At 34.5% G+C, this 25988-nt stretch carries 19 protein-coding genes; 12 read left to right on the forward strand and 7 right to left on the reverse strand.

From position 1 onward, the window contains the following. Positions 1-25: 25 nt before the first annotated feature. Positions 26-430: a globin domain-containing protein gene (locus OQ292_RS03095; RefSeq protein WP_284684583.1), complete on the reverse strand. Its 405-nt coding sequence runs from the start codon at positions 428-430 to the stop codon at positions 26-28. A 177-nt stretch (positions 431-607) separates the two neighbouring features. Next, positions 608-3004 carry a GAF domain-containing protein gene (locus tag OQ292_RS03100; protein ID WP_284684584.1) on the reverse strand — a complete coding sequence of 799 codons (2397 nt, stop codon included), beginning with the start codon at positions 3002-3004 and terminating at the stop codon, positions 608-610. 468 nt (positions 3005-3472) lie between these two features. Between OQ292_RS03100 and OQ292_RS03105 the strand changes: the two genes are divergently transcribed. From OQ292_RS03105 to rlmD, 7 genes are all read left to right on the forward strand, one after another. Beyond that, entirely contained in the window at positions 3473-3892 is a 420-nt protein-coding gene (locus tag OQ292_RS03105; RefSeq protein WP_284684585.1) for an Hsp20/alpha crystallin family protein, read from the forward strand. Between the two features lie 354 nt (positions 3893-4246). Next, positions 4247-5716, forward strand: a complete 1470-nt coding sequence (locus tag OQ292_RS03110) for a Do family serine endopeptidase (RefSeq protein ID WP_284684586.1) — start codon at positions 4247-4249, stop codon at positions 5714-5716. Between the two features lie 145 nt (positions 5717-5861). Next, positions 5862-6950 carry a glycine cleavage system aminomethyltransferase GcvT gene (gene gcvT / locus OQ292_RS03115; RefSeq protein WP_284684587.1) on the forward strand — a complete coding sequence of 363 codons (1089 nt, stop codon included), beginning with the start codon at positions 5862-5864 and terminating at the stop codon, positions 6948-6950. Positions 6951-7079: 129 nt separating this feature from the next. After that, positions 7080-8024 carry an MlaD family protein gene (locus OQ292_RS03120; RefSeq protein ID WP_284684588.1) on the forward strand — a complete coding sequence of 315 codons (945 nt, stop codon included), beginning with the start codon at positions 7080-7082 and terminating at the stop codon, positions 8022-8024. A 79-nt stretch (positions 8025-8103) separates the two neighbouring features. Then, positions 8104-8730, forward strand: a complete 627-nt coding sequence (locus tag OQ292_RS03125) for a hypothetical protein (protein WP_284684589.1) — start codon at positions 8104-8106, stop codon at positions 8728-8730. Positions 8731-8847: 117 nt separating this feature from the next. Continuing rightward, positions 8848-9351, forward strand: a complete 504-nt coding sequence (gene folK, locus OQ292_RS03130; protein ID WP_284684590.1) for a 2-amino-4-hydroxy-6-hydroxymethyldihydropteridine diphosphokinase — start codon at positions 8848-8850, stop codon at positions 9349-9351. 84 nt (positions 9352-9435) lie between these two features. Continuing rightward, positions 9436-10848 carry a 23S rRNA (uracil(1939)-C(5))-methyltransferase RlmD gene (rlmD, locus tag OQ292_RS03135; protein WP_284684591.1) on the forward strand — a complete coding sequence of 471 codons (1413 nt, stop codon included), beginning with the start codon at positions 9436-9438 and terminating at the stop codon, positions 10846-10848. 2 nt (positions 10849-10850) lie between these two features. On the opposite strand, the gene mpgP is transcribed toward rlmD, so the two are convergent. Then, positions 10851-11669, reverse strand: coding sequence for a mannosyl-3-phosphoglycerate phosphatase (gene mpgP / locus OQ292_RS03140; RefSeq protein WP_284684592.1), 819 nt, complete (start codon positions 11667-11669; stop codon positions 10851-10853). Between the two features lie 18 nt (positions 11670-11687). After that, positions 11688-12989 carry a mannosyl-3-phosphoglycerate synthase gene (gene mpgS / locus OQ292_RS03145; RefSeq protein WP_284684593.1) on the reverse strand — a complete coding sequence of 434 codons (1302 nt, stop codon included), beginning with the start codon at positions 12987-12989 and terminating at the stop codon, positions 11688-11690. Positions 12990-13103: 114 nt separating this feature from the next. Between mpgS and OQ292_RS03150 the strand changes: the two genes are divergently transcribed. The 3 genes from OQ292_RS03150 (at position 13104) to OQ292_RS03160 (ending at position 18787) form a co-directional block, all read left to right on the forward strand. Continuing rightward, positions 13104-14039, forward strand: a complete 936-nt coding sequence (locus tag OQ292_RS03150) for an alpha/beta hydrolase (protein WP_284684594.1) — start codon at positions 13104-13106, stop codon at positions 14037-14039. A 176-nt stretch (positions 14040-14215) separates the two neighbouring features. Continuing rightward, entirely contained in the window at positions 14216-16273 is a 2058-nt protein-coding gene (locus OQ292_RS03155; protein WP_284684595.1) for a sensor histidine kinase, read from the forward strand. Between the two features lie 117 nt (positions 16274-16390). After that, complete coding sequence (locus OQ292_RS03160) at positions 16391-18787, forward strand: ABC transporter permease (protein WP_284684596.1); 2397 nt, start codon at positions 16391-16393, stop codon at positions 18785-18787. A 119-nt stretch (positions 18788-18906) separates the two neighbouring features. Here the strand turns inward: OQ292_RS03160 and OQ292_RS03165 are convergent, their stop codons facing one another. Next, positions 18907-20205, reverse strand: coding sequence for a S41 family peptidase (locus OQ292_RS03165; protein ID WP_284684597.1), 1299 nt, complete (start codon positions 20203-20205; stop codon positions 18907-18909). Positions 20206-20388: 183 nt separating this feature from the next. Between OQ292_RS03165 and OQ292_RS03170 the strand changes: the two genes are divergently transcribed. Further along, positions 20389-21984, forward strand: coding sequence for a sensor histidine kinase (locus tag OQ292_RS03170; RefSeq protein ID WP_284684598.1), 1596 nt, complete (start codon positions 20389-20391; stop codon positions 21982-21984). Positions 21985-21995: 11 nt separating this feature from the next. Here the strand turns inward: OQ292_RS03170 and OQ292_RS03175 are convergent, their stop codons facing one another. Together OQ292_RS03175 and OQ292_RS03180 are read right to left on the reverse strand one after the other, a co-directional pair. Then, positions 21996-23195: an MFS transporter gene (locus tag OQ292_RS03175; RefSeq protein ID WP_284684599.1), complete on the reverse strand. Its 1200-nt coding sequence runs from the start codon at positions 23193-23195 to the stop codon at positions 21996-21998. A 202-nt stretch (positions 23196-23397) separates the two neighbouring features. Beyond that, positions 23398-24846, reverse strand: a complete 1449-nt coding sequence (locus OQ292_RS03180) for a flotillin family protein (RefSeq protein WP_284684600.1) — start codon at positions 24844-24846, stop codon at positions 23398-23400. 99 nt (positions 24847-24945) lie between these two features. On the opposite strand from OQ292_RS03180, the gene OQ292_RS03185 reads away from it, so the two are divergent. Then, positions 24946-25950 (forward strand): IS701 family transposase, encoded by a 1005-nt coding sequence (locus tag OQ292_RS03185; RefSeq protein ID WP_284683585.1) that lies wholly within the window; start codon positions 24946-24948, stop codon positions 25948-25950. Positions 25951-25988: the final 38 nt, after the last annotated feature.

Consider the following 25988-nt stretch of genomic DNA (forward strand, 5'->3'; position numbering starts at 1 on the left):
TTTTGAATGAGAGAAAATCTAAAGATTATTCCCTGTAAGCTTTTACCATTAGGTCAGCCATATTTGCATATGCTTTTGTCCAAGCCGACTCTAATTCTGGTGTCCAGTTATCTTTTAATGCTTCTTTAAATGTTTTCATTAAAACTTCTCCAAATTTCGCAAAATATTCAGGTTTTACACCATAAGCCACATGTCTTTTTCCAACAGTCGAAATTGTTTGGTCTGGTTGCTCTAAATTAAGTTTAGTTACTGTTAAACCAATTAGATTCATAAGTTTACTACCTTGTTTAGCTTTTCCTTCTGTAAACAAAGTTTCAAACATGGGAACTTCTTCAAAGAGATTTTCATAAAACTTCTCCCCGATATCATCCATACGATTCATTAATAATCGCCATGATTGCTGCACTGCTAAGATTTCTTCTTTCGTCATTTTTTTCCTTGTCTGAGTTAAAATTGAATTATACAAAACAAATCAATTTAAGACAATGCGAATCGTCATGTAGTTAAAATTAATATAAATAATCAGTTAAATTTCACATAAAAACAAAAGCTACCACCCAAAATTAGGCAGTAGCTTAGAGATATGTATTTTTGTATAATTTAAAGATTAAGACTGAAAAACTTTCTCGATCACTTCCTCAGGAAATTTATTAGATTTTACAGGATCTTTCATTTTCACTTGAACCCTTAAAGCTCTTAATCCATTTACTCCTTGCAATTCCTGTAACTGATAATTTTCTATTTCATCTTCCAGTAATCCTTGTTTTTGTAAGAAGCGGATATATTTTTTATACTCTTCTGCTTCTTTATCTTGTGTATATACTATGGCAATTTTACCAGGCTGTGTTATTCTCTCATCACTGTCTTTAATGTTAGCTTTATCGATACGCTTTTTAATAATTTCGTATCTGATATTATAAGCACCATCTACATCAAACTGCTTTTCATCTTCTCTAAACCTTATAGAAATTGGCGCACTGTTTACCAAGATCAAATGGGTAGTTTCTAATGGAAGCGGCAATGAGTATTTCAACTGATCTGTAATCTGTGCTATACGAGCCGTATTTTTTAATTGCCATAAACGCAGATCGTGCAGATAGATCATATCAAACTCTTTATCTGGAGTAATTGACTGACCAATGTATATATTATACTCTACGCCATCAGTTTTATACTTCTCAAAATAATGAGGATAAGATTTTTGCACTGATAACTGTTGCGACTCTAGATAATTAGCTACTTTATCGTTGATTCGGGTAAGGCTATCTTCAAAAGCTTTTCTCTTTCTATATAGAATACCCAATTCTGGATCAAGCTGATTAAAGTAATACTGATATGGTTCTGCAGAAAGTCTATTAGATTTTCTAAAGTGATGCAACAATGGTTCAATCTCATTTTTAAGAAAGAACAAAATTGACATTTCATCACCAGAGCCTATTCCATCTTTAATACTATCTATAGTATCTATAATTCTAGAACTAATCTCTTCGATAATACCTAATGGCTGGATATCATTAATTCTATGAAGTACATCGTTGGCCAATCTTAGCTGCTCAATCAAATCTTCTTGAATTGAATTATTCCTTTCTGTAGAAGAACCTCTAATATCAGACTGACCATAAATCGGATAAATATCATTAAATACAATTGCCTCTCCTTTCTTAGAATCGCTATCGTCTGTTTTACGATTCATCTTATTTAAAGCAGATTGCACAAACTTCCATTCTACAGAAGGGTGTACTGCGGTATATTGTTCTTTAATAATAGCTTGTAGCTTGCTTTCGAGCTCTTCTAAACTACGCTTAGCTGCTAATGAGAAAATTGGTAAAATTTCTCTCAGCATTAAAGTAGATGTAGAGTTAAAATCATCGGCATTTGGAGAGCCAATTTCTATTCCTCCTAAACACACTCCATTATAATGTAATGGCGATACGATAATACTTCTGATTCCTTTTTGAAGCAAGATTTGCTCAACAGCAGACCCTCTTGATATTTTTTCTAAATCACCTATTGTTTGAGATTCTCCACTATCAAACATACGATGATACACACATCCATTAAAGGCATCTTCTTTACTTACTCCTTTCTCACATAAATAATTATGCAAATCTTCTTCGTGAATAATGCTATTCCAGATTTTTGGGCCTTTACCTTTTCCCTTTCCTTCGGCATCGGCATTAAATGAGACAATACCTAATCTTAAATCTGGCAACTCATATAAGTCTCTTAGCTTACCCTCAAGTAAAGAAAACTTTTCTCTTGAAATAATCGCATCCCTTTCTAGTAAATCATATTTAAGTGATGATATAATTTCATTTTGAGTTACATCCATCAATCTTAAAATTATAAAACCTTTTAGCTCAAAATTTTTAAGGTTGATGTACTTCTCCCAAAGCTTAATATTTGTTGGGTCTTCTGCCAACATTTTTACTTGATCATCTGTAAGTTTTGGCGGCTTACCTATGGATGTAATTTCTGCAAAATCCAAATCAAAATAGACCTTGTAATACTTATTTAAGCCTGTTTTAGGATCTGGAATATTTAGTAAAACATTATTTTTTACAGTAATGGGGTATCCATATACATAATATAGTATTAAGTTATTGATGTAAACATTTTTGTTTGCTTCAATATCTTTAATATCAACATTTTTCACTTTGAAATTCATCGCTTCCATGTTGATTAATTCTAACCATCTGGAAGTGCTGTAAACTAGACCTGAAAAATCGAAAGAACTCACCACTGCCACTATCTGCTTATCAAAATCGATTGGTGAGAAAATGGAAGACATTAGTTGTTCAACCAGATCTTTATTTTTAGCCAATACTTCAGTATCCCTGATCTCACCCTGTAATTCTGGATGTTTATCAAGTTCTGAGAGTAAATAATTTATAAGTACAACTGTTGCTTTATTATCAGTAGTCTGTGCCTTGTTTTTTAAAAAGTTAATTAGCTTTTCAAAACTCAATACAGAATTTATCCTAGTATTATAATAACAATTCATTGAGTAATAGTTTTTTCAAATTAGAAGTAGCTAATGTTATTATATTGATTACCTGTAGAATTAAGACATTATCAATATTCTCTCCCCTCATATTTATTTATATAATCTACGTCAAAAGATGTAAAGCGAGTGACAGTATTTACATTAAATAATATATAAATAGACAAAATGTCTTATTTCTGTTATTAATTTAAATTCTAACAGAACAAAAAATTAAAAAGTTTTAAATATTCTGTTAAGCTACTGCATTTTACTCTTTCCACTTCCTTTTCTATGTAAATCATATTAAATCAAATATTAAATGACATTATGGCAGTTGAAAAAGCTTAAATACAGACATTATGTCATTTATTATTATTATTTATGCCAAATTGTTAGCTAAAAACACTCATTTTTCCATTGGTACAGGAATTGAAAAAAATCTTTCTGAAAATAAAAATGAATGTTCTACTAATAAAACTTTATATCATGACACATTTAAAATTTAAAAGACCTTACTACGCAAATGGATTTGGAAAATTAGCTGACGAGTTATTTAAAGGTATCGAAAACCAAATAGGTTCAGAGTCTACTTCTCAAACTCCAAGAGTAAATATAAGCGAAGACAAAGATGCTTTTTATTTAGACTTTGCCGCTCCAGGCTTAAATAAAGAAGATTTTAATATTAAGGTAGATAAGCAAATGCTAACAATTTCTGCAGAAGCTGAATCTACTACAGAAACCAATTTTAAAAGAAGAGAATTTGGTTATAATAAATTCTCTAGAAGCTTTGAGTTACCAATATCTGCCGATCAGGAAAATATAAGTGCAAATTATGAAGCAGGTATCTTAACGGTTACAGTTCCTAAAAAACCAGAGTCTAAACCAAGGATAATCTCTATAAACTAACAAGATTCAATCTTAATCTGACACAAACCGGATTGATTGATTTAGTGAAGAAGAATTTAGGCAGCATACACGGAATAAGAATTGAATTCGCCTGAATAGTAGCGAAAATCCGGTTTTTAAAATACTAACCACATACAATATAAATGGGAAAGTTAATCTCTACGGATTACGATTCGACGGAGGTTAACAATCCCCACCTTTTTATTTTTATAGGATTATTTAAATTCTGTAAAACGATCTAAAAAAAGGTTAAAACGCGGTTAAAAACTGTTAAAAACGAATAATTTATCGCCTATTCCAATTTTATTTACGTAACTCAATTTAAGAACTTAATAAAAATAAGGAGATATACACATGAAAAACTTTGGAAAAACACTTTTAGCAGCAGTTCTTGGTGGAGCAATCACCATCGGAGCTTACAAAGTTGCCTTTGACAACAAACCAGTAATTATAGAGAAAGCTGCAAACCCTGTGGCAAGTGTAGCTAAATACAATAACCTTAGCGATAATATAAATTTAGACTTTTCAACTACTGCGGCAGTTGCTACTCCTGCAGTTGTACATATTACTTCAACTATAACCAGCTCAGTACAAGGCCAGCAATTACAGCAAATACCGGCTCCATTTCGCTTCTTCTTCGACGAAGACCAATTAAGACAACAGCAGCAAGCACCTAGCGAAAAAAAAGGAAGTGGTTCTGGTGTTATTATTTCTGATGATGGATATATTGTTACAAACAACCACGTAGTAGAAGATGCAAACGAATTACAAGTAGTTTTAAATGATAAAAGAAGTTATACTGCTACAGTAATTGGTACAGACCCATCTACAGACTTAGCCTTAATAAAGATAGACGAAAGCGATTTACCAGCAATTACTATTGGTAATTCTGACAATGTAAAAACTGGCGAATGGGTAATGGCAGTTGGTAACCCTTTTAACTTAGAATCAACAGTTACTGCTGGTATCGTAAGTGCAAAAGGCCGTAGCATTGGTATATTTGGTGGAGGTGCAAACATCGAATCTTTTATCCAGACTGATGCTGCTGTAAATCCAGGTAACAGTGGTGGTGCACTTGTAAACCTAAACGGAGAATTAATTGGAATTAACACTGCAATTGCTTCACCAACAGGTTCTTATTCAGGTTATTCCTTCGCAGTTCCTTCTAACTTAGCTAAAAAAGTAGTTGACGACTTAATGCAGTACGGTAAAGTGCAAAGAGCTTTTCTTGGAGTTAGAATCTCTGACTTAAACGGTGATCTTGCTAGAGAACTTAAAGCTAATATTTCTCAAGGTGTAGTTGTAGGTGAAGTTAACGAAAACTCAAGTGCAGAAGAAGGTGGTATCGAGCAAGGAGACATCATTGTGAAAGTAGACAACAAGAAAGTCAACTCCGTACCTCAGTTACAAGAGATAATTGGTGGTAAAAGACCAGGTGACGAAGTAAGTGTTGTGGTAAACAGAAATGGTAGTGAGAAAACACTAGATGTAGTTTTAAAAGGTGAAAGTGGAACTGAGAAATTAGTTTCTGCTAATAAAAGCGAGTTACTACAATCTCTAGGTGCAGAATTTACACCGATAACTAAAGAAGACCAATCTAAATATAGAATTCAGAGCGGTATAAAAGTAAATAAATTATATGCTGGTAAATTAAGAGCACAAACCAATATTAGAGAAGGTTTTATCATAACCAGAATTAATAAACAAGATGTTACTTCTATTGATCAACTAGAACAAATGCTTTCTCAAGAAGATGGTGGTGTATTAATAGAAGGGATTAATCCAGAAACTGGAAGAAAAGAATATCACGGTTTTGGAATGTAATCCAAATAAAATATAAACCATCTAAACGACATATAGAATAAAAGACCTGCTAATTATTCAGCAGGTCTTTTTTTATGCATTCACATAAAAAATCGGTACTAATCTCTAACTTTGAGTCATCATAAAATCAAGCATATATTAATTCATGGAAATAAAAAAGATTGCCTTAAACGATACCCACGAAGCATTAGGAGCGAAAATGGTAGATTTTGCCGGATACAATATGCCGGTTAGATATACATCAGATTTAGAAGAACACCACCAAGTTAGAGATAATGTGGGTGTATTTGATGTTTCGCATATGGGAGAGTTTATGGTAACTGGCCCCAAAGCAATTGAGCTTATACAAAAAATATCTTCAAACGATGCTTCTAAGCTCTTTGATGGCAAAGCACAGTATTCATGTATAATGAACCCAGAAGGTGGTATTGTAGATGATTTTCTAGTTTATCGCTTTAATGAAGAAAAATATTTACTAGTGGTAAATGCTTCTAACATCGAAAAAGACTGGAACTGGATTTCGGCACAAAATACGATGGGAGCTACAATGGAAAATATTTCCGATCAAACCTCACTTTTCGCTATACAAGGCCCAAAAGCTACTGAAGTTTTACAAAAACTAACCGATGTTACACTTTCAGACATGGGTTATTATACTTTTACACAAGGTACATTCGCTGGTGAAAAAGATGTAATAATCTCGGCTACTGGTTACACTGGCTCTGGTGGTTTCGAAATTTATGTACCTAATGCATCAGCGCAAAAAGTTTGGGATGCCATTTTCGAAGCAGGTAAAGATGCTGGCATAAAACCAGTAGGTTTGGCTGCTCGTGATACACTCCGTTTAGAAATGGGCTTCTGCTTATATGGTAACGATATAGACGATACTACCACTCCACTTGAAGCAGGCCTAGGTTGGATCACCAAACTTAAAAAAGGAGACTTTATAGGTTCTGACAAACTAGTAAAGCAAAAAGAAGCAGGTTTAAGCAAAAAACTAATAGGGTTTATTCTTTCAGACAGAGGTATTCCTCGTAGCCATTACCCGATTGTAAACAGCGAAGGAAAAAAAATTGGTGAAGTTACATCAGGTACTATGTCTCCTGTTTTAAAGCAAGGTGTAGGTATGGGTTATGTAGAAATTGCTTACGCTGAACCAGATTCAGAAATATTTATTGAAGTAAGAAACAGAAAGTTAAAGGCGATTGTAAAAAAAGCTCCGTTTATTAATTAATTGAGAACTCAGCTAACAAAACGCATCAAAAATGGTTTTCTAAAGTAAAAAAAGCCATTTTGGTATTTAATTTTGTTTGTTAGCTGAGTATCCTATTTTTGCTACAAACTTTAATTTATCCCCCGATTTATGTCAAAGGAAGTAAAAGTTGCATCATTAACTATTCTCGCAGGAGTAATTCTTTTTGTTGGTGTCAGATTTTTAAAAGGCATTGCCATTTTCAGCAATATCAATACTTACTATGTTGTATATAATGATATTGATGGATTAAAAACATCTAACCCCGTAATTTTAAATGGACTGCCAGTTGGGCGAGTAAGTAACATTGATATTCTACAAGACCAGAACAATAAACTTCTGGTGACTATGGAGATTAAAGATAATCTCATTATAAAAGACAAAACAGTTGCATTACTCACAGACCCAGATCTTTTAGGCGACAAAGCTATTTCACTTACCATTAAAGGAAGTAGTATTGCCGAATCTGGAGATACACTTGTTAGCAAAATAGATAAAGGCCTTACCGGCATACTAGAAGCTAAGGCAAACCCTATTATAGAAGCACTAGACTCTACCCTTACTTCTCTAAATGCTATGCTAAAAGAATATAAAGGTATGGGTGAAAATGTGCAGAAAACAGTAGACAATGCAGCTGTAATTACAGGCAAAGTAGCTCAAATAGATGTAAGAGACCTTCAGACTTCTTTGAAAAACCTTAAAGTTATGTCTGAGGAAATGGCAGCAGTTAGCAAAGACCTTAAGCCGCTTTCAGAAAAGATGAACTCTATTGCAGACTCTGTACAAACTATCCCGATGGGAGAAATTTCTGCTGAGCTACAAACCTCTCTTGTTAAGCTAGATAATATTCTAAAAGCCATAGACGAGGCTGAAGGCTCACTAGGCTTACTTGTTAAAGATGAAAAACTTTACAACGATTTAGATCAAACGGTGAATGACTTAGATAAACTATTTGTTGACCTGCGAGAAAATCCAAAACGTTACGTACATTTTTCATTATTTGGTAAAAAAGACAAGTCTGCTAAGAAAGAAAAAGACAACGACGATACTGAATAAACTTCAAGTTTTTGAGGCAGAAAGATACTGTTTGTTTATCTTTCGGGTGTTGAATTTACATTAAAAAACCAATATTAAGATGATTACTGATAGCGAATTAGTGGTATTAATGGAAGATCAGGAAGTACTGAAAGCAGTACTAAAACTGAAAACAGATTTCCTAACTTCTGAAATGGACTTTATTCACATAGGAGATGACGATTTCGTTTCGCTGGTATTGTTGACGCCATCTATCGGTATTGCTCTTTCTAATAACTCTATCAGTTTATACGAAGAGTTAATGCTTAACAGAAAAGCTAGAAAACTCTCAAGAGGAAGCTATTTTCTTAAAATTGATCCAATTTCTCCAGCAGTTAATTACCTTATTTCGAACTTCGAAGTTTGGGAAGATCGCTTTTACGATTTAATTAAGTTAATGCTGCACACCACATTAAAAGACAGCCCAGTTATTTCTCAAGCATTTTTTAATAAAGACGCTAGAACAGGTAAATTAGGAAGAGACATTTTAAATGCACCTTATATATTTGTGAAGTTTTTAGGGTTCCTTTTTGTTGAAGATGTTGAAGATCTTTTAAACAAAAGAGGTATTGAACAAGCTGAATTAAAAAAGGTAAAATATATTGGAGAAAAACTAGGGATTGCAGAGGCTCCTGTATTTCAGGATTTTGTAGAAAGCTTCGAGTTAAGAGAATTAAAAAGAAGATAACTTCTTTGATAAAAATACACTTACACATCATTCAGGGTAAAAATTATTTTACCCTGTTATCACCTTATCCTTTATCTTCATTACCAAGTTTAATTTAAGCTTTAAATAATTACTAATTTGAATAAAGTTTATTTGTTACTAGGTGCAAACCTTGGTAATAGAAGTGCTACTTTAAGAAAAGCAGCCTCATATGTTACTGAAAATATTGGAGAGATTTTACAAGAATCTGCGATTTACGAAACAGAAGCTTGGGGAGTAAGAGACCAACCAGATTTTCTCAATCAAGTATTACTGGTTAATACCGAACTTTCTGCTTTAGAAGTGTTGGATTGTACTCAAGCTATTGAATACAAACTTGGGCGACAAAGAAAAGAACGTTGGCATGCACGCACCATCGATATAGATATATTATTCTTTAATGAAGAAATAATAGAACATCCACGACTTACAGTACCACATCCAGCTATTTCTGAAAGGAAATTTACCTTAGACCCTTTAGCAGAATTAAGCCCAAAATTTATGCATCCATTGCTCTATAAAAGCATTCAGCAATTGCTCTATACTTGCAAAGATCCACTAGAGGTAAGAAAATACAGTGGTGAAGAGCGACATTCAGCTTAATTTTGTTGTGGATAACTACTTAAATTCATTCTTTTGTCTATTCTTTTTATTTGAAAGTGTAAGCAAAGTATTGAATTAAGAAGTATGGGAAGAAAAAAGAAGTTGAAAGCAATTGAAAATGTACACATTAGTGACATTGCTGCTGAAGGTAAATCTGTTGCTAAAGTTGATAACATGGTCATTTTTGTTCAAAAAGTGGTACCAGGTGATGTGGTAGATATACAGGTTATTAAAAAAAGAAGAAATTACCTAGAAGCGATTCCAACAAAATTCCACAAGTATAGCGAAGACCGACAAGAACCAATTTGTAGTCACTTTGGCCCATGTGGTGGTTGCAAATGGCAAAACCTAAAATATGAAAAACAACTTGTTTACAAACAAAAGCAAGTGGTTGATGCCTTTGAAAGAATTGGCAAAATAGAGATCCCAGAATTAATCCCAATTTTGGCTTCTCCTAAAACAGAATACTATAGAAATAAGATGGGCTTCACCTTTTCTAATAACCGCTGGTTAACTACCGAAGAAATTGCTGCAGAAGACGAAAGTACTGTTCTAGACAAAAGAGGTTTAGGTTTCCATTTACCTGGCCGATGGGATAAAATTCTAGATATTGAAAAGTGCTACTTACAACGCGACCCTTCTAACAGAATTAGAGAAGCCATAAAAGATTATGGCATGATGCATAACCTACCTTTTTTCGATTTAAGAGATCAAGAAGGTTTTTTAAGGTTGATGACGACAAGAATTGCCAACACAAACGATATCATGTTAATTATCCAGTTTTACGAAAACAGGGAAAAAGAAATAAAAGACATGATGGAGTATTTAAAAGCAGAATTCCCTGAAATTACCTCACTCAATTATGTAATTAACCCTAAAGGGAATGATACCATCTACGATCTGGACGTGATCAATTACTCAGGTCACCCTTATATAGTTGAAGAGATGGAAGGACTTTCATTTAGAGTCGGCCCTAAATCGTTCTTCCAAACTAATTCTACACAAGCGTATAACCTTTATTGTATTGCGCGGGATTTTGCAGATGCTTCTAAAGACGATGTGCTTTACGATTTATACACTGGAACTGGAACCATTGCACTCTTTATGGCAAGGTCAGTTAAAGAGGTAATTGGTATCGAATCGGTAGCTGGTGCAATTGAAGATGCACACATAAATGCAAAGTTAAATGACATCCAGAATGCTAAATTCTATGTGGGTGACATGAAAAACCTATTTAACGATAAGTTTCTGGCTAGTCAATCGAAACCAGATGTGATTATTACCGATCCACCAAGAGCCGGTATGCATGAAGATGTATGCAAAATGCTCTTAAAAATTCAATGTCCAAAAATTGTTTATGTAAGCTGTAATCCGGCAACTCAGGCAAGAGATATTGCTATATTAAGCAGTAAATACAAACTTGAGAAAATACAACCGGTAGACATGTTTCCACATACTACTCATGTAGAAAATGTGGCTTTGCTTACTCTTAAATAGATTTATAAAGAAATATCTGTCAACTCGGAAATGGCCTTGACCCAACCCTCAGGGCCAATTCCTTCTACTTTTACAAGATTAGGTGCTTCAATATCATCCCACCAATTACCTGGTTTTTGCACCAAGAAAGGCTTTTCTACAGCAGCTAATAAAGGCTTGTCGTTTGCACTATCTCCCAAACCAACTGAAACAGCTCCTGCATTCATTTTACTAAAAAGCGCATGGAGCACTTTTACTGCTTTGCCTTTGTCACTTTTATTAGAAATCACAGTATGAAACTTCCCTCCTGCTGTACAAGCCAAACCTTCTTGCTCTAAAAGCTCAGTCATTGCTTTAAAACTCTCAGAAGTTTTGTCTCCTTTTATAAGCGTTTCACTGTAGTCTCTTGTAGATGCTCTTTTGCTAGCTTCTTCAGGTAACTTTAAGATTTGAGCAATTTCATCAAGTTCCAGATCATTGTAACCAAAAACTTCTGCCTCACTTTTAGTTCGGGCATCAGCTATTGTGCTAAGAATCTGTGCTCTTGGAACTCCCAGCTCGATCACATAATAATTGTCTATTACACTCTGATAGACAAATTCGAATGGGAAATAATCTTTTGGAATAAAAACAGCACTGCCATTTTCAGTAATAAATGGAGACTTTACTCCAATTTGTTCTCTATAGTAGGCCTGTTCAACTCTTGTTTTAGAAGAACAAAATACAACTGGAATCCCATTGGATTCCAGTTTTCTCACTAAAGGAGCTGTAATTTCGTAAGAGTAATTTTCAAAGTCTATCAGCGTACCATCAAGATCAGTATAGATCACCATCTTTTCCATCACTAAGAAATTATCTTTTTACTTTACTTCCAGTTGCCCGTCGTTAGGTAATTCTTTTATCTTAGCAGCCTTTGTTTCTCTCAAAACCTTCTTATCTTTTTTTTCAGGGGTATAGTCTGTAAGATCTTTGGTAAAGAGTTCTGCATAAGATTCGTTCTGTAACTCTTCTTTAAATTTTTTAAAATCGGCAGAATGTAACGCCGGGTAATAAGAGAGCGAACGACTAATATCTTCATCAACCGGAAGTAAACTTCTGTTGTGTACGTCTTCCAGTATGTTTGCTTTTAACAGCGGCGGACAAATTGGAGATTGGTAAATAACTTCCATCGCAGCAAGACTCATGTCTTTTACGTGTTGGTCACCTTTTACTTCATGTAAGTGTGGATTTCTTGATTCTATTTGATAGAACTCAACTCCTGCCTTCATTACATCATCTGGTGGAGGGGCAATAATACCACCGTATTTCTCCAATACATTTACATAGTGATATGGTTCGATTGAATAGCCAGAAGAATAATCGAGTTTCATAGCCATTTCCATCGTAAGAGCATGCTCACCTGCATTTCCTGTTTTAATAATCTCTGTACCGTAACCTGTGTAATAGCTAATCAACCTGTTTAGAATCCTGTTTGTATGCTCAGAAGCTCTACCTCTTTTAGCAAAGAACAAGTTAGATTCTACAATTTTAGGCTTACTATGCCAAGAGATACGCGCCATAGTATAAGGAGAGTTACTAAGGTGAAATGCTGCGCAATATTCCTGTACATATTCTTGAACTGCACCTGGGAAGTAATTATCTGAGTCGATAAAACCAATATATTTTTTACCACAAAGGTAAGCTAGCATGGTACTTAAAATCATACCTTCTGCTTTACCATTCTTCACTTCGCCTTTCTTGTTTAGCAAGTGCTTGTAACCTGATGCTTCAACAGCTCTGGTTAGTGCAACATCTTTTTGATGAACAATCAGGAATTTCTTGTTCATAAACCTGCCAATATGCTCAATCGCATCTTTTTCCAGCTTGAACCTGTCCATTGGTTCTCGAGGGCTGTTAGAAACAATAATAACTTGGCAATGATGAGGGATACCGCTTAAAACACCTTCTATCAGTTTAATTTTTTCATTTCGTACAGGCACTACAATTGCCATCTGCTCTTGTATTTCGTGCTGTACATCATAAGCAATTCTTCTGATAATAGGATTATTTTCTTCATCATTCTTTGCGTTTTTTAAGCCGCCATCTAACTCAAAAACTTTCTGAACACCGTGAATTTTGATGGGACCAAAACGCTCTATTTCTCTGGAAATTTCTATCTTCATAGTTGCATTTTAGAATTGAAAAGAAAAATAATGTGCTTTAAATTTAAATAAAATCCAATAGTTTCTCGGAAATATTCAATTAATTTTCAATATTTATTAAAAAATGAGAATTCAATGAACCGTAATAACAAAACAGCACAATATATAAAAACTATAACTACTTTAATTGTTTTTACTATAGGTACTTTAAGCGCTTTGGCACAAGATTCTTTATTTATTTGGAAAGATGGTGTACCCAATTCTAAAGAAAATAACCTTGAAGAAACCTTTATGTGGTCAGATGTTCCAAGGATAAAAAATGTTACCAATCCTACCTTAAATATTTACCTACCACCTAAAGAAAAAGCCAACGGAACTGCTGTTATTATTTGTCCAGGTGGTGGTTATGCAATATTGGCTGTAAAACACGAAGGCTACGATTTAGCAGAGTGGTTTAACTCTATGGGTATTGCTGCTTTTGTTCTCAAATACCGCTTACCAAACGACGAAAGCATGGTTGACAAAAAAATTGGCCCATTACAAGATGCTCAACAAGCTATTAGACTTGTAAGAGAAAATGCTGCTCAATGGAATGTGAATCCAGAAAAAATAGGCATTATGGGATTCTCTGCTGGAGGCCATTTGGCAAGTACTGCCGGAACTCATTTTGAAAAGCCAGTAACGCCAGCAAATAGCACCAGTGTTAGACCAGATTTTAACCTTCTTATATACCCTGTTATATCTTTTAAAGAATCTTTTACCCATATGGGAAGCAGAAATAATCTAATTGGTAAAAATGCTTCTTATGATTTGGTAGAAGAATATTCGAATGAAATGCATATAACAGAAAATACGCCTCCAACATTTTTGGTGCATTCATCAGACGATAATGCTGTACCAGTAGAAAACAGTATAAGGTTCTATCAAGAATTAGTTAAAAACAAAGTACCGGCTGAAATGCACATATTTGAAACTGGTGGGCATGGTTACGGAATGGGACGCAACGAATTAACAAAAGCTTGGCCAGAACGCCTCAAAACATGGTTACATCACCATAAATTGATCGACTAAACTTTTGATTAATTGAAATTATAAGCTAATTTGCTTGCAATTTATATCTAACATATTATTGAATCCGCATAGTTACACTCACAGAACACCTTATTTTAAATAGCATAACATCAACTGTTTAAACTGAACAAAAATACTATCAGATTAAAATTCGCTAATTACCATTTTTTTATTTAATGAAAAATAAATTGCCAACTTATGCCGATTTATTGAGTGAAATTTCTGTACTAAGGGCCGAAGTAAAAAAATTAAAATATCAATCAGCTGAAAAACAGGGCAACATCGAAAGTGAGTATTCAGAAATTGATGTTAATCATTTATATGAACAGCTAGCTTCTGCGCATTTCAGAAAAGAGGATATAGATGTGTTAATACAATCAGACAGTATTAAACACTTCAATACATCTTTTATCAAAGAATACCTCGGGCTTGGAGATACGAATGAATATATTTCTATTCACAACCTCCAATCAAACTACTTGTTTATAAGTGATAGTTTTAAGAGAATTTCAGGCTACAATGCAGACGAATTTGAAGGCAATACCATTTGCATTCAAATGCATCCTCAAGACTCAGACAAATTCAAAAACAATATCTTATTACAAAATAGGGAGGGCAAATCTACCTATACTCGCTGGCGTTTAAAACACAAAAATGGCTACTATATCTGGCTAGAGACCCACACTTATATCGTTTTTGATAAAGAAACTCCCACTTACCTATTTTGCATTAACAGAGAAATCTCTGAGAAAGTAATGGTAGAAGAAAAGCTGGAGAAAACCAGAAAAATGTATAATAGCATTTTTCAAAGTTCACCAGATGCTTTGTTTTTACTAGATGTAAATACATTCGAAATCTACGACTGCAACAAACGAGGCCTCAAACTATTTAAATATAATTCGAGAAACCAGATTTACGGTAAGCATTTCTCCGAACTACAAAATAAAACACTTACTTATTCAGAAATACATAAAATAAATGCATTAATAAACTCCAATAAAACATGGACGAGTGAGGTGCAATGTGTTGACAGCAATGGAGATACTTTTTATGGGATGATGGGTATGCGAAAAGGCGAGAATGATGGCGCCAACTTTATTTTGCTAAGAGTAACCGATCTTACCACAATTAAAAACTCAGAAAAGGTAATAAACGAACAAGAACAACTAATTCTATCGATTAGTCAGAATGTAAATGAAGGTATTTATAGAAGTACACCAAATGGAAAAATAATTTATGCAAACTTGGCTTTTGCTAAAATGTTTGGTTACGACAGTGTAGAAGAGGTAATGAAAGTAAGTGCCATAGATTTATACGCTTCATCGGTACAGAGAAAAGAGATTGCCTATAAAATTAGATTTAATGGCTTTGTAGATAATGAAGAAGCTTTGTTTGTGAATAATCGTGGTTATCATTTCTGGGGAGTAATTAACTGTAATTTATCTAAAGGCAAACACGGCGAAGTTTATTTTGATGGTGGAATTAGAGATGTTACAGAAAATAGGAATTACAAAAACAGGCTGGAAAAGCAAAACCAAGAGCTGATAGAAGTTAATAATGCTTTAGACAGATTTGTGTATAGTGCATCACACGATTTGAGAGCGCCAATCGCTTCGGCTCTAGGTTTGATAGATATTACTTTGAGAGAAGACAATCTCGACCTAATTAAAGAATACTTACTACTTCAAGAAAAAAGCCTTAGAAAACTAGATACTTTTATAGGAGACATTATAGATTTCTCAAGAAATGCAAGAATAGATATAGAGCAAGAAGAGATTAGTTTTGAACAACTTGTGAAAAATACATTTGAGGTGTATGACTATATGGAAAATGCTTCACTTCTTAAGAAAGAAGTAATAATTAATTGTAAGCAACCCTTCTATTCTGATAAAAGTAGAGTAAGCATCATCTTAAATAATTTGCTTTCAAATGCGATAAAGTATTCAAATCCATATCAGGAAAATCCATTTATAAAAGTTGAGGTAACTTGCTCACAGGAAATTTGCGAAGTTAAAGTCTCCGACAATGGTTTAGGTATTCCCGAGCTACATATAGAGAATATCTTTAATATGTTTTACAGGGCACATCCTGATAAAAAGGGCTCTGGTTTAGGATTGTTTATAGTAAAAGAAACTATAGAGAAATTAAAAGGTAAAATTACAGTAGATTCTGTAGAAGGCTCAGGGACTTGCTTTACTCTTAGACTGCCTAACATGCAGCCTAAAACAAATTAAAAACAGCTTCACTGCAAAAAGGCTTCTTCTTACTGCAAAAATGTTTCAGAACTAAAGATTTTAAGATAATTTGTTTTTAGCAACAAGTTATTTCCATTTTCTTTAGAAAACTGCACTATGTTCTGGAACAACTTCAAAATCACTTTAAGAAGCTTTTTAAAGCAAAAGAAATTTACTCTTATTATTCTAACTGGCCTAACTTTAGGTTTATCTGCTTGCCTTTTTATTACTGTTTATGTAATCCACGAAAAAAGCTACGACCACTTTTGGCCAAAAGCAAACCAGCTTGTTAGAGTTCCAATGACATGGCATTTTGGAGAAACTAGTATGCCCTCTGGCAGTGCTACTTCAGAAGCTGGAGTAATGCTAAAGGAGGAACTTCCCGAAGTGCTAAATTTTACCAGAATAAGACCCGGCTATGGTATAGTTTTAAAGAAAGATGATAAACTATTTGAAGAGAAAGAGTTTGTATATGCAGATACAGCTATTATCTCGATGTTTGACTTGCATCTAGTTAAAGGAAACCCTGAAACAGCATTAAAAGAGCCAAATTCGTTAGTGTTAACAGTAAGCTTAGCTGAAAAATACTTTGGCGCTAATTGGAACGAAACGAATGTAATCGGAACATCTCTGTTAGTTAATAACCAAACAAATTATTTAATTACTGGAATTGTAGAAGACCTACCAGATAATACCCATATTCAATTTAGCTGCATAGGCTCATTTGCTTCATTAAACGATTATGAGAATCCAAACTGGGATAATTCCGAATTTGCCACCTATGCACTGCTAACTCCTGAGGCTGCTGTAAATCCTACAGCCACTATTGATAAATTCACGGATCTAATCACTAAAAAATTTGGGGCAGAATCTGTGAGTATGGTGCAATTACATATGGAACCGATTACAGATGTTTATTTATATTCTGAGTTTCACAATGCATTGGGCAAAAAAAGTGACATAAGATACCTCTACATTTTTTCGGCTATTGGTTTACTCATTTTAATAATGGCGTGTATCAATTATGTAAACATGACTACAGCCCTATCTCTAAGCAGAGCCAAAGAAGTAGGTATTAAAAAAGTTGCTGGTGCACAAAGAGACCAACTTTTCTGGCAATTTATGATAGAATCAGGCACTTTAATATTCAGCGCCTTTTTTCTAGCCATTCTATTGTTATTTCTACTAAAAGACTGGTTTAAAGATATTGCTTCGGTCAATATCTCTACTAATTTGCTCATACAACCAGAAATCTTACTGCCTTTTGTAGGTTTATCCTTATTTATGACCTTTTTATCGGGAATATACCCTGCAATTGTACTTTCTGGTTTTAGACCGATTATAGTCTTAAAAGGTAGGTTTAGTTATTCAAATCAAGGTAAGTTCCTTAGAAAAACCTTAGTAATTGTTCAATTCTCAATTTCTATGTTTTTACTAGCATTTACTTTTGTGATTTTTCGCCAGATGCAACTAATTCAAGATCAAAATCTGGGCTATGAAAAAGAACATACAATCATACTCCCCACTGATAAAGCGATTCAAGATAAAAAAGATGTAATCCGTAACGATTTATTAAAAATATCGGGAGTAAAAAATGTCACATTCGCTTCTAGACCTCCAATTAATATTACATCGACAACGACTGTAAAAGCTGTTGGTGATGAAAATGAAAGGCAATTGATTTCTTATCTGATAAGCGATGAAAACTATATCGAAACATTTGACTTACAAGTGCTAACAGGAAAGGATTTTCAAGAAATTACCTATCCAGACTCCGCTTTAGTTTTTATGGTGAATGAAGCTGCCATGAAATTTTTTGGCTGGTCACCAGAAAACGTTATTGGACAAGAGTTACAAATATGGGGAAGATTTAAAGGAGAAATAATTGGTGTGGTAAAAGATTTTAACTTTCAATCTTTAAAGCAAAATATTGAACCATTGGTAATGGTGAGCTCAAAGAAACAAATCAACTTTGGCTATAACTTAATGGTGAAACTAAATAAAGAAGCCAACACCCCAACTAATTTAACCCAAATCCAACAAACCTGGAATAAACATGCTGCTCACTATCCTTTTGACTATCATTTTATGGATGAAGCATTCGACAGATTGTATAAATCGGAGCAGTACTTAAGTGAATTGTTTGTTGCATTTAGCATTATCGCTGTAATTATCGCCTTTTTAGGATTAACAGGTTTGGCTGCTTTTAACACGCGCCAACGATATAAAGAAATTAGTATTAGAAAAGTTTTAGGTGCGAATATTTCAGGTATTTTGGTATTGCTTTCGAAAGATTACTTATGGCTATTACTAACATCTTTTGCCTTTGCGCTACCTGTTAGCCACTATTTCGTAACCGAATGGCTCGATAATTTTGCTTATAAAATTGATGCGACTTGGTGGGTTTACGCATTGCCAGCCTTTACTGTAATTATTACAGCAATACTGGCAATCATTTTCCAATCATTAAAAGCAGTGAATGCAAACCCAGCTCAGGTATTAAAAAATGAGTGATTCCTCAAGAAATCACTCATTTTGTTTCTAAATCCATATAATCACAAACGATTGGATAATTGTTGTATTTATAAACACTCCCTTTATACACAAAACACCTTATGTCGAAATAGACTCAATTAAAATGCACCTATTTCAGCTTTCCAACCTTTTAACATATCTCTGTTTTTCATTTGAATTTGGGAATTGATGGCCGTTCTGGAACCACTGTTATTAAAATCACCTGATTCCAAGTAATATAAAGCTTCTTTTAAGCAAGCTTCTTCAGTGTTTCCGAAATCTACTGAGAGGTCATCTGGTGTTTGAGAATCGACAGGAATGCCACTAAAATAATCTCCTACTCCATTGGCATTAACCACTCTAAAGCTGATTGGAGAAATTATATAACCTTCATACCTAAAACCATAAGACCCAACTGGCTTACCATAACTAGTAGTACCTACTGTTTTTACTTCGATATAAGGCTTTAAGCAGTTAACAACCGCCTCTGAAGCCGATGCGCTTGAACTAGTTGTAATAATCACTACTCTATTTAATCCTAGTTGTACCGGCTCACTTTCAAAGAAAAAACTTGAATTATTGGCAGTTCTGTCTGTATTGTGTTCTAGTTCTACAAACAGGTCTCCGTTATTATCTGCAGAGGTAATCATTCCTGAAAGCATGGTAGCCAGATTTAATAATCCACCACCGTTATATCTCATGTCTAGTACTAATTCATCAATATTATTTTCTGCAAAGTCTGCAAATGCATTTGCTAGATCAGTCTCTGCTCTCTCAATAAAATTATTAAAAACGAGATAACCGATTTTCTTACCATTTTGCTCAATAATGCTCTCATGTAAAACCGTAACGATATCTACCTGTGCTTTTCCGATTTGTTTAGTTACTTCTTCGCCTTCGGTATTTAAAAACTTAAACTCATTTACCACGCCTTCTACATCAGCTCCAAAAGCAGCATCTAAATCATTAATATCACTAACACTCTTACCATTTATTTCTAAAATATTAAAGCCTCTGGTTACTCCGCTAGAGTCTGCCGGAGAACCCGGATACACCAAACTTACTCTTAGCTTTCCTTCATCATCGTATCGCATACCAAAACCATGACCAGCATAAGTACCTTGCTTAAAATATTGATCGTAACTCGATTCATCTGTTACATAACTCCACTTATCCAAATCATCTTTAATCATAGCATCCATTAAATCTTGCATACTTTCGTAGGCTCTAACATCGATATCCGGGACTTCATCATTCCATAAATACCAATAATTCATAATGGCCACAAGTTGATTTCTCAAATCAAGTTCTTCATCTGTTAAATCTTGTAATATAGGGTCTTCTTTATCACATGAAAGCACTAAAACTGAGACTAGTAAAATGCAGATAAATCTGGCTTTTTTAAAAAAATTAACCATAACAGTATGCTAAAAAAATTGAGGTATATACGTGCTTTAAATTAAACCGAGAGAACTGTAATAAATTACCTGTTGCCTCTTTAATTATAAGAAATATTTCAGTAATTACTATATAGATATACCGGTTTCTCAGGGCCATCAACATAAAAAGATGCCCATTTTCTCATTAGGGTGTTAAATTAAATGCGTTATATTCACAGAATTTACAAGCTAATTAAAATTGACTGGCGCAAGAATTTTCCTATTGTAAAAAAGGAGAACAAACCTGAGTTTATCCAAGAAATTAGTTTCGAAAATATACATAGACTTAAATACATTAGCTTCTTCGCACTTTTTGTATTGTCTCTGTATACGATTGTAGACATAGCAGTACCAGATTTCCACGTGTATCTTCTATCTGATGTTATGATGCTAATTTTTATATCTTCGTCTACTACACTCTACCTTAAACACCCTGCTAAACAAATCTCAGATATAGACTGGAAACACATCTATCATTTTAAGGTTTTTGCATTATTTATACTAGGATGGAGTGGTTATGTCGCCTCATTTGAAATTGAAGAAAACGGTTACATATACTCTTATCTACTTTCAATATTTATCGTCTCAGTTATTTTTTATACTAAGAAGCTAGATCTGTTTATCCTTTTCTCTTTTGGCTTTTTGGTATTCACCATTGCAAATTTCTGGAATTACGGCTACCTCATTCCAAAAACGAAGGTAATGTATGTTGTATTAACCCATTTGTTTTGTTGGGTGCTGTCTAGATTACAATTTGCTGCCCGAACACATAACTTTATCGTAACCAAGCAATTAAGCAACACAAACACATTATTAAATAAAGAAATTACTTCTAGAATTCAGGCAGAAACTGACCTACTTACACTGGCTCATAATTTAGAAGAAAGAGTTGAAGAAAGAACAACAGAACTTTCTGAGATGAACTTTAAACTTGAACTAGAAATTGAACAGCATAAAACCACAACTGGAGAGCTTATAAAAAGTGAGAAAAAACTAAACAGGCAAAATGCTAAGCTTATACAGTTAAATGATGAGCTCGATATGTTTGTTTATAGAACTTCTCATGACATACGTGGGCCAATTAGTTCTGTTTTAGGCTTGTTATTACTACTAAGAAATGAATCGAATAAAGACTTATTTCACTTTCTTTTAGACAAGATAGAAGGAAGTATGAATAAGCTCGATGGTTTTATTAATGATATAAATGACTTCTCTGATAATTCCAGACTGAGAGTAAGAAAGGAGAAAATAAACTTTCAAGAAATTATTGAAAGTGTACTTAAGAAAATACAACCAATAGACTTGCAAAGTGGAGTTGAGGTAAACATTATTGTGAATAATCCCAACCCATTTTTTTCTGATGAGAAAAGAGTTACTCTTATTTTAAAGAGTATTATAGAAAATGCTTTTGTTTATCAGATAAAAAACAATCCTAAGAAAGAGATTAATATCGAAGTAGATACAACCTTACAAAATGATAATGCTGTAATCACTATTACAGACAATGGTTGTGGAATCGAAGACGCTGTCCTAGATAAGGTATTTGAAATGTTTTACAGAGGCAGTAGCCAAAGTAAAGGCTCAGGTTTAGGCTTGTATGTTGCTAATGTAGCCACTCAAAAAATTGGTGGCACTATCAACATCAAATCTCAAGAAAATAAATTCACTCAAGTAATCGTAAACATTCCCTGCCTACACAAGGCAAACTTTGAAGAAAGTCACGTTAAAGAGGAATTAAAAGATCAAATTTCTTCTTAAGCCCCCAATCACTAATTTACATCTACCTGCACTACTTTTTTTTGCTTTTTCTTCTTCATCGAATATACCTGTAAAATTATTAGTGCCATAAACCCTACAGCCGCATCAATAGAAAAAGTAAGAGGAAGCATATCGTCGTTGTTATTATAAACCCAACTAGAAAGTAAAGAACCCGAGCCAATGCCTGCTTCAAGTGCAATATAAACTGTTGCCATGGCTCTACCCACATATTTTTTATCACTTCTATCGGCTGTCCATGCAAATATTGTTGGAGAGTTAATTCCCGAAGCTAAACCAAAGATAAAAGATGCTGTGAGCAATTCTGTTGGAGTTTTAGCAAAGCCAATCATTACTAAAGATATTACCAGTAACACAAGACCAATTTTAAGAACAGGAACCCTTCCAAATCGGTCTGAAGCTTTTCCAGCGACTACTCTAATAGTAATTGATGCTAATGTAAAATAAGTATAAAACAATCCTTTATTCTCCATTCCCAAATGCACACTAAAATCTGGAATAATGGTTAGCACCGCTCCAAAAGAGAAAACAGATAATAATAGAATAATTGCAGGTAAAAATACTCTTGGTTCAATTACTTCATCTTTCTTAATCTTAAGTAATTTTAAACTAAATGGCTGTTTGTCTTTTAAGGTTTCTTTCATGCCGATTAAAACCAAAATAGACAACAATGCTGTAATGGAAGAAGTGTAAAATAGCGCATTAATTGAAATGTGCAATGCTATTAATCCACCGACTGCTGGGCCGGCTGCCATACCTAAACTGCCAAACAAGCTCATAATGCCCATGGCCTCACCTCTTCTGTTTGCAGGAACTACATCTGCAATAAATGCTGAGGTAGCAGTTGGCTTAAACCCTGTTGACATACCATGAATAAAACGAAGGAATAGAAAGCCTGCAACTGTGCTTAATACAGGATAAAGAAAGCCAACGAAAATACAAACAAATACTCCGTAAACCATGATAGGTACTCTACCAACCGTATCGGTAAGTTTACCACTTATCGGCCTAGAAAGACCCGCAGCAAGTGTAAAAAGCGCGATAATCAAGCCTTTGTAGTCGCCACCTCCCATACCTTCTAGGTAAGAGGGCAACTCAGGAATGATCATGTTAAAACTGGCAAAAAACAGAAATGAACTTGAGCAAAGCAGCCAAAACTGAAAGGTATATACTTTATTAAATGAGCTAGGCATAAAAAAATAATTTGCTTTACAGCAAAGCAAGATTATTCTTACTCTGCCACAAAATGCTGGTATTGCTGCAAAGTTCTATTAAAAATTATCAAATAAAATGTCTAGCGATAAAAATTATTAAAATTGACAGCATTTGACTCAAAAGTATAAAGGTGATAACTTGGGATAAGCATAAAAAAACCTCCCAATTGGGAGGTTTCTATTAATTTGGTTCTAAACTTCCGTTTGCTTTTGGCAAAACATCTTTTAAATCTTCCATCAAAGGTGGTTTAGGAGGAGTCTCATTTACTGAACCTAGATAAGACGGCAAATCGATACCTGCTTGCTTAGCCAACTCATGGATTGGTGGCAATGTGCTAATAAAGTTCTTAATAAAATTAGAAGTGCTTCCACCTTTTTCTCCACTACCAGAATCCCAGACAGTAATCTTATCAATTTTAAGATTAGCAATTGCTTCTGTTTGTTTAGCAACAAGGGTTTCAAGTTTTTCTAGCAATAGTAGCGTTGCAGCAGCTTTACTATCTCCATTACAAGAAGCAACAATTTCTTCGTAACCTTTTGCTTTAGCTTTCAACAATTGTTGTAAACCTTCAGCTTCAGCTTTGTACTTCATCAAAATAGCATCTGCATCACCTTTAGCTACTCTTCTAATTTGTTCTGCTTTAGCCTCTGCATCTAATTCTATTTTGCGTTTTTCAATTTCTTTCTGCACAATTTGCTCTTTCTCTAATTTAGCCATTTCGGCAATTTTCTGAGCTTCTAAAATTTCTTTTAAAGCATTTGCATTTGCTACATCACTTCTTCTTTGGGCTTCGGCAGTTTTTTCTGCAAGTTCTGCATTGTATTCTGCTACCTTCGCTTTAGATTGGTTTTCACCTTGCACAGCACCTGCTTCTAGATTAGCAATACCTACCCTTTTCTTAGCTTCGGCTGCTTTGGTACCTTCTTCCGACTGCGCATATTCTGATGCCACTTCTACATCTTTTTCTCTATTTGCTTTTGCCTCACCAATAGAACCACTTCGTTCTTGTTGAGCAACTTCTACTTTTGCAAGGTTTACAGCTTCTGCTGCTGCTTTTTTACCAATAGCTTCAATGTAACCAGATTCGTCTGTAATGTCTTTAATATTCACGTTTATAAGCTCTAAACCTACTTTATTTAGCTCAGACGCAACATGTTTATTAATTAAAGATAAAAACTGTTCTCTATCTTGATTTATTTCTTCAATAGTAAGTGTAGCAATCACTAATCTTAACTGACCTAAAATAATGTCGAGTGCCTGATTTCTAAGTTCTGCTTCATCTAAACCTAATAACCTTTCAGCAGCATTTAACATTATGCCTTCTTTGGTTGAAATACCTACTGTAAAAGTACTTGGTGTGTTGATACGTATATTTTGTTTTGAGAGGGCTCCTTTAAGATCTATTTCTATTGGAATAGGACTTAAGTTTAAATATTGCCAATCTTGAATTACAGGGATTACAAAAGCTCCACCACCATGGATACATTTTGCACTTTTACCTGTTCCTACTTTACCATAAACAACTAAGATTTTATTGGATGGGCTCCGCTTATATCTACTAACAAACACTGCAGTAACAAGTACGAGAAAGACACCTAAAATACCTCCCAATCCTGATATTATTTCCATATTTATAAATTTTAAATGTTATAGGACTTACGCAATATTAAATTTCTCTAGCAAAAATGCTCAAAATTTGAGAGATTGTTTTTTTTAATACTAATTTATATGGATAAATCTCTGTACATATCATATCTTCTCCATACTCACGGGAATTATACCTGTACCCACATGGCAGCCCATTCTATGGATGTCAGTCATGACCAAGTCACACGTTTTCTAGCCCATTCTAAATTTACCTCTTCCGACCTGTGGGATATTGTCAAGGGCCATCTCCAAGATAGCCCAGACTCATTTATCCTTGTCGATGACAGTGTTCAGGCAAAGAGGTATTCCCGGTATATAGAATTGGCCAAAAGGCAGTACTCAGGCAATGAGCATGGCCTAGTCAATGGGATCAATCTGGTAAACATGGTACACAGCAATGGCATTGATGGGGATTACTATCCTATCGATTACCGAATCTACCACCCAGAAACGGATAAGAAGACCAAGAATGACCATTTCCAGGAGATGTTCACCCGAATGACCATGCGTAAAGACCTGAAAGCCAAAAAGATACTTTTTGACAGCTGGTATGCTTCCATGGACAACCTTAAGCTTGTGCACAGAAGCGGCTGGACATTCTTCACTACCCTGAAGAGCAACCGCCAAGTCAGCCTATCCAGAGACACAGGGATGCAGGCTGTGGGCACAGTCGAGCTTTCCGGTAGGCAACTGCTGGAAGGCGTACAGGTCAAACTCAAAAAATACCCTTACCCCGTCAAATTATTCAAGATAGTCTCCCTAAACGGGGACATTGAATGGGTGATCACAAATGATCTATCGGACAGGATGAATGTATTTGAGGCCGAAAACGAATCCCAGATCAGATGGCAGATTGAGCAGTTCCACAGGGAATACAAACAGCTTACAGGCTCTGAGAAGTGCCAATGCCGAAAGGCAATCTCCCAGAGGAACCATCTAGCTTGCTGCTACCAGGCTTGGATAGGGCTGAAACTCCTTGCAAAACAGTTGAAAACAACACTCTATCAAATCAAAGTACTTCCGTTCAGCAACTATCTTAAACAGATTCTTGCTAATCCTATTATCATTTTTAACTTAAATGCGTAAGTCCTATGTTAAAAAAGCAGAGTTGTAAACATGTAGGT

Origin of the sequence: Chondrinema litorale (assembly GCF_026250525.1) — a bacterium.
Classification (GTDB): domain Bacteria; phylum Bacteroidota; class Bacteroidia; order Cytophagales; family Flammeovirgaceae; genus Chondrinema; species Chondrinema litorale.

What these genes read in the sequence shown, in the direction of transcription:
- OQ292_RS03095 (WP_284684583.1), bottom strand. Translation starts at nt 430, where the DNA reads ATGACGAAAGAAGAAATCTTAGCAGTGCAGCAATCATGGCGATTATTA.
- OQ292_RS03100 (WP_284684584.1), bottom strand. Translation starts at nt 3,004, where the DNA reads ATGAATTGTTATTATAATACTAGGATAAATTCTGTATTGAGTTTTGAA.
- OQ292_RS03105 (WP_284684585.1), top strand. Translation starts at nt 3,473, where the DNA reads ATGACACATTTAAAATTTAAAAGACCTTACTACGCAAATGGATTTGGA.
- OQ292_RS03110 (WP_284684586.1), top strand. Translation starts at nt 4,247, where the DNA reads ATGAAAAACTTTGGAAAAACACTTTTAGCAGCAGTTCTTGGTGGAGCA.
- gcvT (WP_284684587.1), top strand. Translation starts at nt 5,862, where the DNA reads ATGGAAATAAAAAAGATTGCCTTAAACGATACCCACGAAGCATTAGGA.
- OQ292_RS03120 (WP_284684588.1), top strand. Translation starts at nt 7,080, where the DNA reads ATGTCAAAGGAAGTAAAAGTTGCATCATTAACTATTCTCGCAGGAGTA.
- OQ292_RS03125 (WP_284684589.1), top strand. Translation starts at nt 8,104, where the DNA reads ATGATTACTGATAGCGAATTAGTGGTATTAATGGAAGATCAGGAAGTA.
- rlmD (WP_284684591.1), top strand. Translation starts at nt 9,436, where the DNA reads ATGGGAAGAAAAAAGAAGTTGAAAGCAATTGAAAATGTACACATTAGT.
- mpgP (WP_284684592.1), bottom strand. Translation starts at nt 11,669, where the DNA reads ATGGAAAAGATGGTGATCTATACTGATCTTGATGGTACGCTGATAGAC.
- mpgS (WP_284684593.1), bottom strand. Translation starts at nt 12,989, where the DNA reads ATGAAGATAGAAATTTCCAGAGAAATAGAGCGTTTTGGTCCCATCAAA.
- OQ292_RS03150 (WP_284684594.1), top strand. Translation starts at nt 13,104, where the DNA reads ATGAACCGTAATAACAAAACAGCACAATATATAAAAACTATAACTACT.
- OQ292_RS03155 (WP_284684595.1), top strand. Translation starts at nt 14,216, where the DNA reads ATGAAAAATAAATTGCCAACTTATGCCGATTTATTGAGTGAAATTTCT.
- OQ292_RS03160 (WP_284684596.1), top strand. Translation starts at nt 16,391, where the DNA reads ATGTTCTGGAACAACTTCAAAATCACTTTAAGAAGCTTTTTAAAGCAA.
- OQ292_RS03165 (WP_284684597.1), bottom strand. Translation starts at nt 20,205, where the DNA reads ATGGTTAATTTTTTTAAAAAAGCCAGATTTATCTGCATTTTACTAGTC.
- OQ292_RS03170 (WP_284684598.1), top strand. Translation starts at nt 20,389, where the DNA reads ATGCGTTATATTCACAGAATTTACAAGCTAATTAAAATTGACTGGCGC.
- OQ292_RS03175 (WP_284684599.1), bottom strand. Translation starts at nt 23,195, where the DNA reads ATGCCTAGCTCATTTAATAAAGTATATACCTTTCAGTTTTGGCTGCTT.
- OQ292_RS03180 (WP_284684600.1), bottom strand. Translation starts at nt 24,846, where the DNA reads ATGGAAATAATATCAGGATTGGGAGGTATTTTAGGTGTCTTTCTCGTA.
- OQ292_RS03185 (WP_284683585.1), top strand. Translation starts at nt 24,946, where the DNA reads ATGGATAAATCTCTGTACATATCATATCTTCTCCATACTCACGGGAAT.